The 16,937-nt window shown below is 55.3% G+C and carries 18 protein-coding genes; 8 read left to right on the plus strand and 10 right to left on the minus strand.

All coding sequences use genetic code 11. From position 1 onward, the window contains the following. Window positions 1-173: 173 nt before the first annotated feature. The gene (locus P0120_14180) at window positions 174-863 is read left to right on the plus strand and encodes a TrkA C-terminal domain-containing protein (protein ID MDF0675466.1); all 690 of its coding nucleotides are present in this window, start codon (window positions 174-176) and stop codon (window positions 861-863) included. 126 nt (window positions 864-989) lie between these two features. Further along, window positions 990-2,261: a Do family serine endopeptidase gene (locus P0120_14185; protein ID MDF0675467.1), complete on the plus strand. Its 1,272-nt coding sequence runs from the start codon at window positions 990-992 to the stop codon at window positions 2,259-2,261. Window positions 2,262-2,266: 5 nt separating this feature from the next. Here P0120_14185 and fusA read toward each other — a convergent pair whose 3' ends face one another. Beyond that, a complete protein-coding gene (gene fusA, locus P0120_14190; protein MDF0675468.1) occupies window positions 2,267-4,369 on the minus strand; it encodes an elongation factor G in 2,103 nt (700 codons plus the stop codon). Window positions 4,370-4,450: 81 nt separating this feature from the next. After that, window positions 4,451-5,176, minus strand: a complete 726-nt coding sequence (radC, locus tag P0120_14195; protein MDF0675469.1) for a DNA repair protein RadC — start codon at window positions 5,174-5,176, stop codon at window positions 4,451-4,453. A gap of 185 nt (window positions 5,177-5,361) precedes the next feature. Between radC and P0120_14200 the strand changes: the two genes are divergently transcribed. The 5 genes from P0120_14200 to P0120_14220 all read left to right on the plus strand — a co-directional run bounded on the left by P0120_14200 (window position 5,362) and on the right by P0120_14220 (window position 8,444). Further along, entirely contained in the window at window positions 5,362-5,535 is a 174-nt protein-coding gene (locus P0120_14200) for a hypothetical protein (protein MDF0675470.1), read from the plus strand. A 251-nt stretch (window positions 5,536-5,786) separates the two neighbouring features. Further along, window positions 5,787-6,359, plus strand: a complete 573-nt coding sequence (rsmD, locus tag P0120_14205) for a 16S rRNA (guanine(966)-N(2))-methyltransferase RsmD (protein MDF0675471.1) — start codon at window positions 5,787-5,789, stop codon at window positions 6,357-6,359. Beyond that, window positions 6,356-6,844, plus strand: coding sequence for a pantetheine-phosphate adenylyltransferase (coaD, locus tag P0120_14210; GenBank protein ID MDF0675472.1), 489 nt, complete (start codon window positions 6,356-6,358; stop codon window positions 6,842-6,844). The genes rsmD and coaD overlap by 4 nt, the downstream gene beginning before the upstream one ends. Further along, a complete protein-coding gene (locus P0120_14215) occupies window positions 6,841-8,034 on the plus strand; it encodes a pyridoxal phosphate-dependent aminotransferase (GenBank protein ID MDF0675473.1) in 1,194 nt (397 codons plus the stop codon). The genes coaD and P0120_14215 overlap by 4 nt, the downstream gene beginning before the upstream one ends. Window positions 8,035-8,084: 50 nt before the next feature. Then, on the plus strand, window positions 8,085-8,444 hold the full coding sequence (locus P0120_14220) for a zinc ribbon domain-containing protein (protein ID MDF0675474.1): 360 nt from the start codon (window positions 8,085-8,087) through the stop codon (window positions 8,442-8,444). Window positions 8,445-8,463: 19 nt separating this feature from the next. On the opposite strand, the gene P0120_14225 is transcribed toward P0120_14220, so the two are convergent. From P0120_14225 to purH, 3 genes are all read right to left on the minus strand, one after another. Beyond that, window positions 8,464-8,901 carry a hypothetical protein gene (locus P0120_14225; protein ID MDF0675475.1) on the minus strand — a complete coding sequence of 146 codons (438 nt, stop codon included), beginning with the start codon at window positions 8,899-8,901 and terminating at the stop codon, window positions 8,464-8,466. A gap of 218 nt (window positions 8,902-9,119) precedes the next feature. Next, the gene (gene purD / locus P0120_14230; GenBank protein MDF0675476.1) at window positions 9,120-10,394 is read right to left on the minus strand and encodes a phosphoribosylamine--glycine ligase; all 1,275 of its coding nucleotides are present in this window, start codon (window positions 10,392-10,394) and stop codon (window positions 9,120-9,122) included. A 151-nt stretch (window positions 10,395-10,545) separates the two neighbouring features. Then, window positions 10,546-12,099, minus strand: coding sequence for a bifunctional phosphoribosylaminoimidazolecarboxamide formyltransferase/IMP cyclohydrolase (gene purH / locus P0120_14235; protein ID MDF0675477.1), 1,554 nt, complete (start codon window positions 12,097-12,099; stop codon window positions 10,546-10,548). Window positions 12,100-12,446: 347 nt separating this feature from the next. Between purH and P0120_14240 the strand changes: the two genes are divergently transcribed. Then, entirely contained in the window at window positions 12,447-12,932 is a 486-nt protein-coding gene (locus P0120_14240; GenBank protein MDF0675478.1) for a hypothetical protein, read from the plus strand. Between the two features lie 164 nt (window positions 12,933-13,096). Here the strand turns inward: P0120_14240 and P0120_14245 are convergent, their stop codons facing one another. From P0120_14245 to P0120_14265, 5 genes are all read right to left on the minus strand, one after another. Then, complete coding sequence (locus P0120_14245) at window positions 13,097-13,816, minus strand: SDR family NAD(P)-dependent oxidoreductase (GenBank protein ID MDF0675479.1); 720 nt, start codon at window positions 13,814-13,816, stop codon at window positions 13,097-13,099. A gap of 70 nt (window positions 13,817-13,886) precedes the next feature. After that, window positions 13,887-14,312: an OsmC family protein gene (locus P0120_14250; protein ID MDF0675480.1), complete on the minus strand. Its 426-nt coding sequence runs from the start codon at window positions 14,310-14,312 to the stop codon at window positions 13,887-13,889. Window positions 14,313-14,433: 121 nt separating this feature from the next. Then, the gene (locus P0120_14255; GenBank protein ID MDF0675481.1) at window positions 14,434-14,916 is read right to left on the minus strand and encodes a cytochrome c; all 483 of its coding nucleotides are present in this window, start codon (window positions 14,914-14,916) and stop codon (window positions 14,434-14,436) included. After that, a complete protein-coding gene (gene soxC, locus P0120_14260; protein MDF0675482.1) occupies window positions 14,909-16,168 on the minus strand; it encodes a sulfite dehydrogenase in 1,260 nt (419 codons plus the stop codon). Before soxC ends, P0120_14255 begins: the two co-directional genes overlap by 8 nt. Before the next feature lie 53 nt (window positions 16,169-16,221). Then, window positions 16,222-16,911, minus strand: coding sequence for an HAD family hydrolase (locus tag P0120_14265; GenBank protein MDF0675483.1), 690 nt, complete (start codon window positions 16,909-16,911; stop codon window positions 16,222-16,224). Window positions 16,912-16,937: the final 26 nt, after the last annotated feature.

Below are 16,937 nucleotides of genomic sequence, written 5' to 3' on the forward strand. Positions count from 1 at the left end.
CTGAACGATCGAATTGGGCAAGCACCAGTGTCACAAACCAAAAAAAATCTCCTGCACGATTGATCTCCGAATCATGATCCGCTATGAAGATACTGGTGGGAGAGGAGCTATAAAAAGGCGGTAGGGGTAAGGGGCGAAGAGCTATAAGTTTACATAATATCTCTTATCAGACTATGACATTTGAGCTACTCGGCCGTGTGCATAAAGAACTTTCAATTACCGGACAGGCGATCTACGAGACTATTCTCTCGATTTCTGAACTGGTCAACCGAAAGGTTCAGGTTATTCGTCTCCATTGGCAGGCTTCCATTTTGCTGCAGCAAATTGACGATGTCACTGCCAAAGTCGGCCAACAAATCGTTGCGCAGGTTTCTGAGCGACTGCTATACCAGAATCACCCCGATTCAGTTGTCGGTGCAATCGATCAGATGCTTGCTGCTACCACTTCACGCGTTCAAGAGTTGAAGCAATCGTTGAAGGAGGTTGATGCCCAGATACGTGATCTCAAAATCGAGACGGTCCATCAGGACCTGCTCTCCCTCCAACGTGATTTGGCGCTTCGTTCTGGAGGGATTGAACGGTTGACCATCGTTCGAGGCGCTGCCGCGGCCGGACAGCCGCTCAGTGCGCTCCCACTCTATTCCTCTTCCTCCGCTTACGTGGTCGTGGTATTTCGAGGGCCTTTTCTGTTGGCTCCAACCAACGATCTCCTCTTCCGACCCGGTGACATCGTGGTCTTGATCGGTGCTCAAGCCGAACTCGATCAACTCGTCTCATGGTTTACCGGTCAACGCCCCCTGACAACGTCGCTCACAAGATCGGCCTATGAGAGTAGGCACACCGACAGAGATCGGCTACAATAACACTCGATGTCAGCTGTCGCATTCCCACGATCACGCGTTCTGCTCGCTTGTGGTTCTCTCCTCTTTTCCTGTGTCATAGGCGGCGGCCGAGCCGAGGCATTATCGGCCGACTCACCCGGCCTTCGTATGCTAGAGGAGATCCAGACCGTCATTACAGAACTTGCGGAACAGACCAAACCTTCCGTCGTGAACCTGTTTCCCATCACCAGAGCAGGTAGGCTTCGCGGAGGGCCCGGCGAGCGTACGCCGAATGCGTCAGGTTCCGGCTCGGGCCTGATTGTCGACGATGAAGGCCACATTGTGACGAACAACCATGTGATCGGCGATGCGACTGAAATCGAAGTGCGGTTTTCCGATAAGACGATGCTCAAGGCTCATGTGATCGGTAAAGATCCGGATACCGATTTAGCGGTGCTCAAAGTAAACACTGATCGACGGCTGCCCAGTGCTCGCTTCGGTGATTCTGCCGGCGTCAAGGTCGGCCAATGGGTGTTGGCCGTCGGGAATCCGTTCGGGCTGGACCAGACCGTGACGCTCGGTGTGGTCAGCGGCATTGGTCGCGAAAACATCAACCTTTCACGGTATGAAAACTTCATTCAGACCGACGCCTCGATTAACCCTGGAAATTCCGGGGGGCCGCTCTTTAACCTCCGAGGTGAGGTGATCGGTATCAATACGGCGATCATCAATTTTGCCCAAGGTATTGGATTCGCCATTCCCTCGAATATGGCCAAGCAGGTTATCGAGCAGTTACTGGCCAAGGGCAAGGTCATGCGGGGTTGGCTCGGGGTCGGAATTCAGCCGCTGACGGCTGACTTGGCGAAACAATTCGGAGTGGCTGAAGGCGAAGGAGTACTGGTGAACGAAGTGTTCGAGAAAGACCCTGCAGCCCTGGCTGGGATCAAACCGGGCGATGTCATCGTCAGGATCGACGGTGTCGTCGTTGATTCACCGAATAAACTGTCTCGTCTCATCGCGACGGTGACTCCGGGCGCGAAGTCAAAGATAGAAATAGTCCGGGATCTGAAACGCTTGACGATGGACGTGCCCCTCACCGAGCGGCGGGATACCTCTGTTGTTGCATCGATTCCTCAACCAGAGGAGAAGCTAGGAGTCAGACTTGGTCTTGACCTCCAAGACTTGACGGCCGCCCTGTCGGAGCGGTTCAAGCTCGGTGAGGCGAAAGGCGTGCTGATTGCAAAGGTTGAACCCAACAGCCTTGCTCAAGCCGAAGGCCTCCGCGAAGGCGACCTCATCAAAGAAGTCAATCGCATGGAAGTGTCCTCCGTAGTAGAATTTAGGTCAGCGATTGCGCGGTTCAGGCGTGGCGATGCATTGTTGCTCCGTGTACTTCGTGAAAACCACGCATTTTATGTCGTGCTTAAACCCTCCGACTGAAGATTTCAGTGGGCCGTGGCGGCTTGTCCTTCCGCCTTATGTCGCTCGATGACCCGTGCAGCCAACTCTCGTGGCACTTCATCATACTGCGCGAAATCCATGACATAGCTGCCCCGTCCCCCGGTCATGGCGTTGAGGGCCGTCGCATATCGAAGCAGCTCAGCAAGCGGAACCAACGCTGTAATTTGTTCCGCATGGTCTTGCGCGTTCACAGCCACGATCCGCCCCCGTCGGGCGCTCAAGTCGCCCATGACAGCTCCGACCGCGTCGGTCGGTGTATCGATTTCGATCGTCATGACAGGCTCAAGTAACACCGGATGCGCCGTCTCGATCGCTTTCTTGAAGGCCATCGATCCCGCGATCTTGAACGACATCTCAGATGAATCAACTACATGATAGGATCCGTCATAGACGGCCACCTGCACATCAACGACCGGAAAGCCGCTCAACGGTCCATCCTGCATGGCTTCGATGACCCCTTTTTCAACGGCGGGAATAAAATTTCGAGGAATCGCTCCTCCGACCACGCGATTCTCAAATGCATACCCGTTACCGCGCGGGAGCGGCGCCACTTCAAGCCAGCAATCGCCGTATTGTCCGTGCCCGCCGGTTTGCTTCTTGTACTTGCCCTGTGCCTGTGATTTCGTCTTGAGCGTTTCTCGGTATGGGACCTTCGGTGTATGTAAGACGACATCGGCTCCGAACTTTCGATGGAGCTTCTCGAGCGCCAAATCGATATGGAACTGCCCCATGCCGCTGAGCACCATTTCCTTGGTTTCGGCATTGCGCGCAAATTCCAGCGTAGGGTCTTCTTCGATGAGCTTGTGAAGGCCAAGACTTACCTTATCGATGTCCGTCTTGGACTTGGCTTCAATCGCGAACGACAGGATCGGCTTTGGTAGGCTCAGCATGGGGTAACAGATGGGAGCATTTTCCTGACACAACGTGTCACCGGTATGCGTGTCTTTGAGTTTTCCGATGGCCACGATCTCTCCCCCTCTTGCAGAGTCGATGGCCGTGTGACGTTTGCCCAAGACCGTGTAGAAATGGCCGAGTTTCTCCCGCACATGTTTTGAAGCATTCAGCACGGTCGCATCGGCATGGATTGTTCCCGACAAGACCCGGCAATAGGACAACCGACCGATGAATGGGTCTATGATCGTCTTAAGGACATAGGCTGAAAACGGTTCCTGCTGACTCCCCTTCCGTTCACACACTTCATGAGTCTCTGGGTGGATCCCTTGCCATGGATGAGCCAGGCCACGCTCGGAGGGGGCCGGCAATAAGGTCACAATGGCGTCCAGCAGAGACCAGACTCCTACATTCTGGGTTGAGGAGCCGGCATACACGGGAAGAAATTGATTTGTGTGGATGTCGCGGCGGAGCCCTTGTAGGAGATCTTCCTGGCTTAAATCGCCCTGAGTCAAGTAGGTCTCCAATAAAGTTTCCCCGCTCTCCGCGACTGCCTCCACGAGCTGCTTGCGCGCTCCGCTGAGAACTCTTTCCAGGTCACTTGAAATCGGGAGGTGTTCGACTTGGGCGGAACTCGGTCCAGACCGCACAAGCTTCTCATGCCGCACATCAATGACACCGTGCAAATTCACGCCAGGGTTGACCGGCACCGTCATAGGGATGGGAGCACGAACAAGCTGCTGGCGGCAGATCTCCAGAACGTTCTCGAACGAGGCGCCTTCCTTATCAAGTCCGTTCACGAACACGAGACAAGGAAGATCCAATTCTTTAATTCTCGCCCACAGTCGTGCCAGCTCCGTCCTCACCCCCATGGTTCCGCTCAGAAGCAGAATGACCGCATCAACGGCCTGCAGGGCGGCAAGCGGTTCTCCAAGAAGATCAAGGGCGCCCGGAGGGTCAATTAAATTGATGCTGGTGTGATTCCACGAGAACTGAAGGAGACTGGTGCTTGTCGAATTACGATGGCGAAGCTCTTCCGGCTCGAAATCAGAAACGGTAGTACCCTGTGTCACAGAACCGAGCATGGGGATCGCTCCACCGGTATACAGCAGGGCCTCACTGAGCGAGGTCTTTCCCGCGCCGGCACTGGATACGATCGCCACGTTTCTGACGGGCTCCAGACGGGCTGTTTCCATAGTCTACCCTCCTTGTTAAGTCGGGATTTAGGCCATTCGCTTCCTCATATTGCTCGGGGCCGTTGGTTCGGCCGGCAGATTTCAGAGGCGCTCGCACTCATTGCTTTGTCCTGTCATCCATCCTTCGTCGGCAAAGCTCACGTACCGACCATCTCCAATAATCAGATGGTCCAATACGCGGATCCCCAACAGTTTGCCTGCCGTTGCGAGTCGATCGGTCAGTTGCCGATCCTCCGGGCTTGGAGTCGGATCTCCGCTGGGATGATTGTGAAGAAAAATGACGGCGGCGGCCGATTCACGCACCGCGAGCGCAAAGACTTCACGTGGATGCACAATGCTGAGCGTGAGGCTTCCCTCTGAGACCGTGGCCTCTCTGATCACGATATTTTTTGCGTCCAGCAGCACAACTTTGAAAAGTTCGTGCTTCACATCGCGGAGTGCAGGGTGAAAATGTTTGAACAGATCCGCACTTGAGGAAATACGAGTGCCGGTGGACATTGGAACGGCCAGCGACCGTCGCCCCAATGCCAATGCAGCCTTGAGTTGGGCTGCCTTGGCGGGACCAACACCGGGGATGGCGCAGAGTTCTTTAGTGCCGCAGGCCGCCAACCCTCTCAGCCCACCTACCCGGTCGAGGAGTTCGATGGCTACTTGTACGGCGGACGAATCGCGGCGGCCGGTTCTCAGGAGGATGGCGAGAAGATGGGCGTCGGATAAGGCCTCAGATCCCTTGGCAAGAAGACGCTCACGTGGACGTTCGGTTTTTGGCCAGTATGCAATCCCTTTTCTCGGTCCCGTGTCTGCCACGAAAACCCTCAGATGACAAAAAATTGACGGTCTGGACGCTTTTGTACCGACAAATAAGTGAAAATTACCCGCCTGAGGCAAATACGTAATTCATAACTCGTTGAAATATTGAAATACGACAAATTGGTGCAGCTCTTGCTTAACTTTACCGACAGCTGTGAACGTAACCACCTTGGGAGGGATCAATGGAATGTCCGAAGTGCAAGGGTATGATGATGTTGGAACGGTTCTCTGATTTCTTTCTCGTGTTCTATGCATGGAAATGTATCAATTGCGGCGCCATTATTGATCGCACCATCTCTAACAACCGTAGAAAGAGTCTCGCCGCCCGCGAATCTCAGACCGTCGCGGCTCGGTGAATTCATACTTCGAGCTCGGAGCCTTGGTCCTTTCTGAGGACCTGCAGGGACTCGCAGGCCGATCGTGTCTTCCTTGATCTACCAAGAGAGGACGATCGTATTATAGTCTTCCGCAAGCAGACGGTCAAAAGAGTACCGATGATCTTCCTCGAATCAATCGCGGCTCATACCGTCAGCCATCCCTTCCGCATTTCTTGACCCCTGCAAAAACGCTATGTTAGAGTCTGACGCTCACGACGATGTTGTCTCGCATGCGTGTAATCGCCGGGACCCTCCGAGGTCATCGACTCTACGGGCCTCGAAAATTGGCTCTTCGTCCAACCTCCGACCGAGTTCGAGAAGCCCTGTTCTCCATTCTCGGTAATCGGCTTACGAACAGCCGGTTTTTGGACCTCTATGCGGGGACCGGAGCCGTGGGGATCGAAGCCGTAAGTCGTGATGCTGAGCACGTGACCTCCGTCGAGTCGAACCGAAATGCATTGAAACTGCTACGGCAAAATCTGGATCTCTGTCATATTGGTGGTGATAAACTAGCCGTGCTGGGTGTGACTGTCCAACAATTTCTGAACCGTCCCGATGAGTGGAGCGGTCCTTATGATATTGTCTTTGCCGACCCACCCTATGAGGAGGCATTGGAGCTTCCATCATTATTTGCTAAGTCCAGGTCCGATGAACTGTTTGCCCTGGACTCGTGGCTGGTCATCGAACATGCAGCAAAGAACGTCTTACCCATGTGGCTAGGATGCACCACGTTTTTGCGCCTCTATCGCTACGGTGATACCGCTTTGTCCCTCTACTCGCACTCCCACGCTGTACAGGCATGAAAATCGGTATCTATCCAGGCACATTTGATCCCATTACGCATGGCCACACGGACATCATCACACGCAGCCTCCGTGTGTTCGACAAGGTGGTGGTGGCCGTCGCCCCGAATCCCTCCAAACATCCACTCTTCAATTTGGCGGAACGCCTTGATATGGTAAAGCTGGTCATGAAGGATGTAGGACATGTCGAGGTGACACCGTTCGACGGGTTGCTCGTCGATTATGTCGAGCGTTCAGGTGCCCATGCGATCATCCGTGGCTTGCGTGCCATTTCCGACTTTGAACATGAGTTTCAGATGGCGCTCGTCAACCGAAAACTTGCGAAGACGGTGGAGACCGTGTTCTTAATGCCCAGCGAAGAGTACTCGTATTTGTCCTCGACCATCATCAAAGACGTGGCACAGCACGGTGGAAGTTTAATCGACTTTCTTCATCCGGAAGTAGCTCGGCGCCTACAAGCTCGTATCAGGAGTCTCAAACCATGAGATTGGCAGCACGTGTAGGTCGTATTGCACCTTCCCCGACGCTGGCCATGGCTGCAACCGCCAAGGCCATGGCCGCGCAAGGACTGGACGTCATCGACTTTTCAGCCGGCGAACCGGATTTTGACACGCCGGAACCGGTGAAGGCCGCAGCAGAAGCGGCTATGCGCGAGGGATTTACCAAATACACCCCGTCGTCCGGGATCGATGAGCTGCGGGGAGCGATTACCGACAAGCTCCAGGCTGAACTGGGTCTTCGGTATGAAAAATCTCAAATCCTCGTCTCTTGCGGAGCGAAGCATTCGCTCTACAATTTAGCAGAAGCCTTGCTCGAAGCAGGTGACGAGATCATCATTCCGATCCCCTACTGGGTTTCCTATTCGGATCAGGCACTTCTCAACGATGCAACACCGGTCCTGTTGCCGACCAAGGAGGAGGACGGTTACGCAGTCCATGCATCAGAGTTGGAACGACTCATTACACCGAGAACTAAAGCCATCATCGTGAATAGCCCGTGCAACCCTACCGGCGCAACCTATGATCGGGCGACGCTGGAACAGATCGCCTCAGCCGCGGTCCGGCATGATCTGCTTGTCATTTCAGATGAGATTTATGAAAAAGTGCTTTACGATGGGGCCACGCACCGCAGTATTGCCTCATTGGGATCGGAGATTGCCGCCCGAACGGTCATTATCAACGGGGTATCGAAATCGTATGCCATGACAGGGTGGCGAATCGGATACGCGGCCGGTCCAAAAGATCTGATAACGGCGATGGCCAATATCCAGAGTCAGAGCACCTCGAATCCCTGCTCGATCTCACAGAAGGCCGCAGTCGCCGCCTTGCGCCTTGGGGATTCCTTCACTCGCAACATGGTGGAAGAATTTTCCCGTCGTCGAATCACCATTGTGGAAGGATTGAACAAGATTCCGGAAGTGTCCTGTCGAATGCCGAGCGGGGCTTTCTATGCCTTCCCGAATATCAAGGGTGTGTTGGGGAAGCGCGGTCCCTCGGGTGTACTCAAGACTCCCAATGATGTGGCTCATTATCTCTTGCATGATTCCCGAATCGCGGTCGTTCCGGGTGAACCCTTTGGAAGCCCGGAGCATCTCCGGCTGTCCTATGCGACCAGTATGACGAACATTACCCGAGGCCTTGAGCGACTGGAGCAAGCGTTCGCGAAGTTGGGATAAGTGAGGGTTGGTTCATCTAGCGCTGTGCAAAGCTAAGAGGGAGGGAAGCGGTGCCGATTTACGAATATCAGTGTGACGGCTGTTCGTATCGTTTTGAAGTGAAGCAGAGCATCAAAGACGATCCGCTCTCAATATGTGAGCGGTGTGGAAAAGCGGTCAGGCGGCTGATTTCATCGCCTGGAATCATGTTTAAAGGAAGTGGCTGGTACGTCACCGACTACTCCGATAAACTCAAACCGCCGTCAATCTCAGGTAATGAAACCGGTACGACGAAGACGGAAGAGAAGAAGGAGCCGACCCCTTCAGCGCCGACGCCCACAACGGCTTCAGCTCCAGCCGCGACGCCGGCGGCATCTGCCGGCTCGTCACCAACCACATCCAATACGACGACGTCTTCCTCTTCACAATAGGAAGGAGGATCGAGGGCTGTTATCGGATGCCGCCTGCCTTCGGAGCCGAGCTTTTGTTGGTCGGTGCCTTGGGGGCCGTTTGGGAAGCTGGTCTGGTCGTGCCCCTCGCAGTGGGTTTCGCCAGTTTTTTATGGGGCGATGCTTTCGGCGCCATCGCTTTCAACGCCCTCGCGCGGGTCGCCTCCAACTGATTTTGAAGACTGGTGATCATTCCGGTTTTCTCCCGGTTGATGCGACTCAGTTCATCGACCTGCCCCAGCAACTCCTGTTTGATCTTGGACAAGTCGGTGACCTGGGCCTGAAGCTGAGTCGTCTCCATCGTCAGGGTTTGGATCTCAGAGCGCAATTGTTCGATCTCGGCTTGCAAGGCTGGAGGCCAATAATCGCATCCCACAAGACCTAGTACGAAGCTGAAACCGACAACTGTTCGGATTAACCGCATCGGATGACATTTCATGACGCCTCCCATCTCATCAGAAATGATCGCTGCACACAAAGTGTTGGTATCATTGTGGGAGGGTATTCTAACAGATCATATGAATTGGCTAAGAAAAAGAACGGCCCCGGCTGTTTGGATCTAGGTTTACTAGGGTAAGTAGATCTATGTCGGCAGCGGGCGGGATACGATCGACGAAGTTGCTGAATCGGTTGTTCGCGGATGGTGGACGGTCCGATTTATATCTTGAGAGCCCGGTGAGCGATGTCCGTCCGGAAGTGGCATCCCTCAAAGGAGATCGTCTTCACGACTCGATAGGCCTCGCGTTGTGCCTCGGATAACGTTTGCCCTCGACCGAGAACGCCGAGGACGCGGCCTCCAGCTGTCACGATCTCATTCCCCTTCTGTGCTGTTCCCGCATGAAAGACCACCGAGGAGTCCGACGAAATGGTTACCGGGGGGAGTCCAGAGAGTACCATCCCCTGTTGATAGGAACCGGGGTAACCTCCCGACGCTATCACCACGCAGACCGTCGCGTCCGGATGCCACTTGACGGAAAGTTGGTCAAGACGATGTTCAACTACCGATTCAATGACGTCGAGAAAATCGGTCTTGAGCAAGGGGAGCACAACTTGTGTTTCAGGATCGCCCATACGAGCGTTGAATTCGAGCACGTAAGGTGTTCCATTCACCACCATCAGTCCTGCATACAGCACACCTTGGAATGGCGAGCCAAGCCTGGCCATGGCGTCCACCATCGGCTGCAAAACCTCGCGACGGACTCGATCTTGGATTTCGACTGTTCCTAGCGGCGCCGGGCAATAGGCGCCCATCCCGCCGGTATTTAGGCCTGTGTCACCATTACCGACCCGCTTATGATCCTGTGCCGGCGGCATCGGCACCACGGTCTTGCCATCGGTAAACGCCATGATCGTCAGTTCCTCGCCGTCGAGAAACTGCTCGACCAGTACCTGTTTGCCGGCTTGGCCGAACACAGCCTTCTCCATTGAATCGATGATCGCTTGGCGAGCCTGGTCACGAGTGGTCGCAATGATGACGCCTTTTCCTTGCGCCAACCCGTCCGCTTTGATCACGACCGGTAACTCCTGCCGCTCGACATAGGAGAGCGCGTCCGTGATCTTTTCGAAACTCTTGGCGTGAGCCGTCCGAATCTTCGCTTGTGCCATGACCTCCTTCGAGAAGGTCTTGCTGGCTTCCAAACGAGCGGCGTTCCTGGTCGGCCCAAACACTCTGAGCCGAGCTTTGCGAAATTCGTCAACGATGCCCAACGCAAGCGGTGCTTCAGGCCCGATCACTGTCAGATCAATCTTCTCTCGAAGTGCGAAGTCTTTCAGACCGGCAACGTCGTCCGATCGAATTGAGATACATTCCGCCAGTGACGCAATCCCCGCATTGCCGGGGGCACAGTAAAGGACCGGCTTGCGGGGACTCTGCGCAAGTTTCCATACCATCGCATGCTCGCGCCCCCCACTGCCGACCACAAGTATTTTCATCGATTCTCTTTAGGTAGGAAAGATAAAGAGGCTGCTCAAAATGGCCTGTCGCAAGGCCGCAGGAAGCTCGGACACCGAGGCGTACGTTTTCTGGTACGTTGAGGTGGACGGGCGACCGAGAACGCAGCGAGAGACCATTTTCAGCTGTCGATCAATGGCGGAAATGCCGCATGCCCGTCAAAATCATCGCCATCCCATGTTCATCCGCGGCCTTGACCACTTCTGTATCTCGGATCGATCCGCCCGGTTGAATGACGGCCGTAATGCCGACTTCGGCTGCAGCATCCAGGCCATCGCGGAACGGAAAGAACGCGTCCGAAGCCATGACACAGTCTTTAATCGGTATTTGCGCTTTCATGGCCGCCAACTTCACGGAATCTACGCGGCTCATCTGTCCTGCCCCGATGCCGATGGTCTGGCCCGGCTTGGCATAGATGATGGCGTTGGACTTGACGTGTTTGCAGACTTTCCACGCAAACGCACAAGCGGCATATTCTTCATTTGTCGGCTTACGGATGGTCGGCACTGCAAGCGTCCGAAGATCCGACAAGACACCGAGGTCCCGATCCTGTACGATGAGCCCGCCGACAAGTTTTTTCAGATCGAACCCTTCCTGCTTCACCTTTGTCAGCGGGCCCACATCCAACAAACGCAGATCCTTCTTTCGCCTCAATTCGGCCAATGCCTCTTCAACAAACCCTGGAGCGATCACGACCTCAACAAACGTGGAGGTGATTTCCTTGGCAGCAGCCAGATCCACCGGCCGGTTGAAGGCAATCACGCCGCCGAAGGCAGACACGGGATCCGTCTCTCTGGCCTTGACGTACGCCTCCACCGGCGTCTCACCGAGCGCCACACCACAGGGATTATTGTGCTTGATGATCGCGACCGCAGTCTCTTCATACTCCTTCACCAACTCGAGCGCGGAATTCGCATCGAGGAAGTTATTGTAGGACATCGCCTTGCCGTGCAAGATCTTCCCACGAGAAACAGAAGGTTCCTTGCTGTCCAATTCTCGGTAGAACGCGCCTTGCTGGTGAGGATTCTCCCCGTAGCGGAGGGATTCAGCCAACTCAAACTGAAGCGACAACACTTTCGGGAACTTGACCTCCCCGCCTTTCACATGTTTCTCCAGATAGCCGGCGATCAATCCGTCATAGCGTGACGTATGCTGGAAGACCTTCATCGCCAACTCACGACGCAGCGCCGGTGTCACCGCCTTGCTGTTCACCGCCTCCAGTACTCGCGAATAATCGGCTGGATCGACGACGACCAACACATCATCATGATTCTTGGCCGCCGACCGCAACATGGACGGGCCGCCGATATCGATATTTTCGATGGCATCCTCGAAACGGCAATCGGGCTTGACGATCGTGGCTTCGAAGGGGTAGAGATTGACCACCACCACATCGATCGGGCCGATCCCATGTTGATTCATCTGCTCGACATGCGCCGGAAGCGACCGGCGTCCCAGCAAGCCGCCATGAATCTTGGGGTGCAACGTTTTCACCCGACCATCGAGAATCTCCGGTGATCCCGTATAGGCCGCGACATCCGTGACGTTCACTCCCGCGTCGCGCAACGCTTTGGCTGTTCCTCCCGTGGACAAAATTTCCGCGCCAAACGCTTCCAGCCCCTTGGCCATCTCGATGACTCCGGTCTTATCTGAAACACTGATTAACGCCCGCTTGATGCCGGCCATGTGAGTACTCCTTAAAAATCGTGTGTGAGGTGGAAGAGCTCCGTCGACTACGAAAGGCGGGCGAAGAATAGCAAATGGGTGGGGTAAGTTCAAGGCGACATGCAGCCGACTGTCCTATCTGAAATAGAACTTCTATCGACCGTGACGGGGTCGGCGGAGCCGGTTGAATCCCGGCCCGCTCCTTGTCTGGCATACTCCCGTACATCGAAGTGGAAGTACGGCATTTACCAGCCTCAACCTCGACAAACGTGTCATTGACGTTGGTGCTATAATTCAAGTAATGTCTCCTCGGCGATGAGGAATCCCCACGCATCCCCTTACATGACCACTTACTATGGAGGTACGCTATGCTGGCTGGTCGGCTGGTGAAACTGATCGAGAAGAACTCCGAACAGCTTGCTCATGAGCTCAGCGAGAAAGTGTGGAGTTCTCACCGCTGTAGCGATCTGCGCAAGGTCCCACCAAACGAACTCCAAGCCCGCACCCGTGAGATCTACCAGAACTTGAATAATTGGCTGATGGATATGACGGAGGCTGAAATCGAGCGCCGCTACACAGAGCTGGGCGCCCGTCGGGCCTCGCAAGGTGTCGCCTATAGCCATTTCCTCTGGGCGATCACCGCGACCAGGGAGCACATGGTGGCCTTTGTCCGGCGTGAAGGGTTGTCCGACAGCGCGGTCGAGTTGCACGGTGAGTTGGAACTCATGCAGGTGCTCAGTCAGTTTTTTGATCGCGCGCTGTACTATACGGCTCTCGGGTATGAAGGAGAGCGGGCTCGCATCGGAACGAACCTTCGCAGACGGAGGGACGATCATCAGAAAGTGCGTACGTAAGGTTCTGCGCGAGCGAAATTCGTGATATCCACCACATCTACGGGTTCGCAGCCTGAAGGATGAGCCCATACCTACTTAACCGAGCTGTTCTCCCAGTAATGCTGACCTCCTGTAGCCCGTAATTGCCATTGGTACAGAAAACTCTCGATCTCGCTTGAGGCGCTTCACCATTCAGCGCCTAAGCGATCAATAACGATCTGATGCACCACGGCATACATCCCTAGCGTCGAGAGGAACACCGCCGCTTCCGCGATGTCAAAGGGATCGATCTTTTCGCTCTGCTCGATGTCCGCTGGAGATGCGTCTACCAACTCGTCTGCAACAGCCCCTGGACAGATGGCGCTGACTTTGATGTGGTAGGGCCGGCCTTCGTCGGCCAATGATTTGGTCAATGCCATGATGCCGTGTTTCGAGGCGCTATATGTCCCGGTGCCAGCCCAGGCTTGCACACCAGCCACGCTCGACATGTTGATAATCACTCCGCCGCCCTGCTGCTTCATCTGTCGGAAGCCGGCCCGGCAGCAGAGGAACGTGCCGCGCAAATTGACGCTCATCACCTGATCGAATGCCTCGGTGCTTGTGTCAGCCAAACGCCCCCCACCACCGATACCGGCATTGTTCACAAGAATATCGATCCGACCATAGCGATTAACCGTATCGGAGATCAGTCGTTCCACCTGCTGCTCGTCAGCAACATCGGTCTGAATCGGCCACGCCTCCCCACCCTGCTTCTTGATTTGTGAAACGGTCTGCTCACACAATGCCAACCGTCTCGCGGTTACGACGACCTTTGCCCCTTCCTGGCCAAACCGAAGGGCAATGGCCTTTCCAATTCCGCTGCTGCTGCCGGTGACGATCGCAACTTTGTCCTTCAGTCGTGGCATGTCAGTCATCTCTACCCGTTGTAATAACCAAGCCGTGGCCTTTCGAGATCGGGACGAACAGCCACAACGATCACCATTCCAACTTGGCATCCATCGTGATCGTTGTGTTCAAGAGCCGAGAAATCGGACAGCCGGTCTTAGCCGTTTGCGTGGCCTTGTTCCAGGCCGCTTCATCGGCCTTGGGCACCTTGCCTTTGACGCTCAGAGCGATGTTTGTCACGGTCCAGCCGGCCTCCACCTTATCGAAGGTGACGGTGGCCGTCGTTTCCAGCTTCTCCGGAGTCAGACCGGCCTCGCCCAATTGAGCCGAGAGCGCCATGGTGAAGCAACCGGCATGGGCGGCGGCGACCAGTTCTTCAGGATTTGTCCCTTTGCCGCTCTCGAACCTCGTCGAAAACGAGTATTGTGTCTGTGATAAGACTCCACTTTCCGTAGAGACCGTACCCTTGCCGTTCTTCAAATCACCTTGCCATACCGCAGATCCTGTGCGTTTCATAATAATTCCTCCATAAGTTAATGATGAGTTAATGATTGTCGAAAGCCGACAGGAAAGTCCATTGCGTCTTTCGGTTGACCGGAACTCACGTCGGCAAAACGATTCTGGGCATTCTGAAGCGTTAGACTCGGAAGGCGTCCTCTGCGACGATTCCGTTTTGCTGCAGCAACCAGGCGATAAGCGCGTAGATTTCATCGGGAGTGAGAGACTGAGGCGCGTTGAAGGGCATGGCCCGACGGAGATAGTCGTACAAGGTCGTCGTGTAGGGCCAATAGCTCCCGATCGTCTTGAGCGGCTTGGATGTCGCCAGACTGTTCTGTCCGCCCACCAGCACATCATTCGGTCCTTCCTTACCCGTCGGCCCATGGCAGCCGGCGCATTTCACTGCGTAAATATGCCTCCCCTGCTTTACAGTGCCAGAGCCCGGAGGCAATTCTTGGCCATTCGGCGAGACATCGATGTTCCAGGCTTGGATGTCTCGAATCGTCGCAGGGCGCCCCAGTCCATAACCCGGTTCTTGCTGATCAGCCGACGCGACCGCCGGTGTGACTGAAAACGTGAGGCTCATGAACATGGCAGAAAGGACCGGCAGAAATTTATGCATATGTATTCTTCACAACACCATCCCCTCCGATCTTCCAACTTTGAATACCGTTGTAATGGTAGCTGGAATGGGTGCCTCGTACCCTGATGAGCGATTCGCGGGTTGGCTGCTGGTATCCCGTGACATCCGTGCATCGACTCTGAATGATGGTCTCTTGACCATCCCATTTCCATGACAGACGAAAACGTGTATGACACTTGGGTAACACAGGTTCTTGTAGGCGTGCTGCCTGCCAGGTCCTCCCAGCATCAATACTGACCTCCACTGTTGTGATGCATCCTCGCCCGCTCCAGGCCAGTCCCTGAATTTCGTGGAAACCAGGTCGTAGCTGCTGTTGCCCGGAAGGTCTCGTGATAACGGACTTGGCCTCCATGACGAGGCTGAACTGATAGGCTTTCCCATCCGGCATGAGGTCCGTGTATTTCGCCGTCTCCCATCTCGTCATGAATGGGGCCGATCCGAGCTTCAACCGCCTCAGCCACTTCACATTGATGTTGCCCTCGAAACCTGGCAAGAGCAGCCGCAGGGGATATCCCTGTTCCGGCCGCAACGCTTCGCCATTCTGGCCATAGCACACCATGGCTTCGTTCAGCACTTCATCGGTGAGCGGCACACTGCGAGCTAGTGCGGCCGCATCTCCCCCTTCAGCCAACATCCATGTCGCTTCTCGCTGAATCTCTGCCGCTTCCAACAATGTCGAGAGTTTGATGCCGGTCCACTCACTGGTGCTCGTTAAGCCATGCAGTTGCTGGACGGTCAAATCCTGCGCCTCATCCCACCCATCTCGGCTGTTACCTGAACATTCAAGGAAGGCGATGCGGGAGACAGACGGAAATCGCTTCAGCTCCTCGACCGTGAAGATCATCGGCCGGTCCACTAGTCCATGCACCAGCAGGCGATGGCGGGACGGATCGATGGCCGGCACACCATTATGGTGCCGTTCAAAATGGAGGGAAGACGGGGTAATGACTCCTTGCAGGTCCTGGAGCGGAGTGGTCGAAGAGGCGCTGGCGACTAAGCGCGTCGGCTTTTCAAAAGGCGATCGCTCACCATAAGGGCGCGGCGAAGCACCAGGCACGTGCGTGGGATCGATCGGTTCACTTCGCTCTTCGGCTTGCACGCCCGACAGCGCCGCCGATGTACCCATTGCCAGCAACGAGGCGCCGCCAGCCAGGAACTGACGCCGGTTTAACGATGGCGAGGCCGGCGTTCGATTCGATGTCTCGTTGTCACCCCGCGTTTCCTCGCTCATCAACGATTGCTCCTTTATCCGTCCATACAAGCTGCAACGCTTCTGCCGAGCCTTTAGATCTGCTCAGATGCCAGCCGGAGCCCCACTTCGTCGAGGTGCCTCAGGAGGTCCGCCGGATCTTGGTACACTCGATAGGCACCAGCCCGCTCCAGTTCGTCTTGTCCATAGCCGCCGGATAAGAGGCCGACCGAAAGAGCAGAGGCACGTCGAGCCGCCAACAAATCCCAGACGCTGTCGCCCACGATGACACAACGACTCATCGGCACGTTCAACCGCTTCCCTGCCTCTAAAAAGAGATCGGGATCGGGTTTGGCAAACCGAACATCATCCCGCGTAACGATAGGGACATCCTGGGCAAGTTTCAATAGCTCGAGGGCGTGGCGGGCGTTCTCCATCCGTCCGCTGGTCGCAATGGCATGCGGAACGCGATGGCGCGCTAAGGTGGCCAAGAGCTCATGTGTGCCAGGCAAGACACGAAGGGAAGATGTCTGCCTGGCATAGGCCTCTCGGTGAACCTTCTGGATCTGCTGTGCGTCCTCTTTCGAAACAGGTCGGCCGGTTTCACGCAGCAACGCATGGAGCATCAGACCACCGCTCATACCGATCTGACGATGGATGCGCCAGACGGGTAATTCGATGCCGACCGCCTGTGTGGCCTCTCTCCACGCCAACACATGTTGATACACGCTGTCTATCAGAGTCCCGTCAAGGTCGAAGAGAAACGCCACGCCAGCCGGTTCCATAGTACCCCCATACAGAGAAATTGACT

Origin of the sequence: Nitrospira sp. (genome assembly GCA_029194675.1) — a bacterium.
GTDB lineage: Bacteria > Nitrospirota > Nitrospiria > Nitrospirales > Nitrospiraceae > Nitrospira_D.

Bases quoted from the DNA above. Each gene is read 5' to 3' on its own strand.
- coaD (MDF0675472.1), top strand. From the start codon at position 6,356: ATGAAAATCGGTATCTATCCAGGCACATTTGATCCCATTACGCATGGC.
- P0120_14185 (MDF0675467.1), top strand. From the start codon at position 990: ATGCTAGAGGAGATCCAGACCGTCATTACAGAACTTGCGGAACAGACC.
- P0120_14225 (MDF0675475.1), bottom strand. From the start codon at position 8,901: ATGAAATGTCATCCGATGCGGTTAATCCGAACAGTTGTCGGTTTCAGC.
- P0120_14255 (MDF0675481.1), bottom strand. From the start codon at position 14,916: ATGCATAAATTTCTGCCGGTCCTTTCTGCCATGTTCATGAGCCTCACG.
- P0120_14240 (MDF0675478.1), top strand. From the start codon at position 12,447: ATGCTGGCTGGTCGGCTGGTGAAACTGATCGAGAAGAACTCCGAACAG.
- P0120_14180 (MDF0675466.1), top strand. From the start codon at position 174: ATGACATTTGAGCTACTCGGCCGTGTGCATAAAGAACTTTCAATTACC.
- purD (MDF0675476.1), bottom strand. From the start codon at position 10,394: ATGAAAATACTTGTGGTCGGCAGTGGGGGGCGCGAGCATGCGATGGTA.
- fusA (MDF0675468.1), bottom strand. From the start codon at position 4,369: ATGGAAACAGCCCGTCTGGAGCCCGTCAGAAACGTGGCGATCGTATCC.
- rsmD (MDF0675471.1), top strand. From the start codon at position 5,787: ATGCGTGTAATCGCCGGGACCCTCCGAGGTCATCGACTCTACGGGCCT.
- P0120_14215 (MDF0675473.1), top strand. From the start codon at position 6,841: ATGAGATTGGCAGCACGTGTAGGTCGTATTGCACCTTCCCCGACGCTG.
- P0120_14265 (MDF0675483.1), bottom strand. From the start codon at position 16,911: ATGGAACCGGCTGGCGTGGCGTTTCTCTTCGACCTTGACGGGACTCTG.
- P0120_14200 (MDF0675470.1), top strand. From the start codon at position 5,362: ATGGAATGTCCGAAGTGCAAGGGTATGATGATGTTGGAACGGTTCTCT.
- purH (MDF0675477.1), bottom strand. From the start codon at position 12,099: ATGGCCGGCATCAAGCGGGCGTTAATCAGTGTTTCAGATAAGACCGGA.
- P0120_14250 (MDF0675480.1), bottom strand. From the start codon at position 14,312: ATGAAACGCACAGGATCTGCGGTATGGCAAGGTGATTTGAAGAACGGC.
- P0120_14245 (MDF0675479.1), bottom strand. From the start codon at position 13,816: ATGCCACGACTGAAGGACAAAGTTGCGATCGTCACCGGCAGCAGCAGC.
- soxC (MDF0675482.1), bottom strand. From the start codon at position 16,168: ATGAGCGAGGAAACGCGGGGTGACAACGAGACATCGAATCGAACGCCG.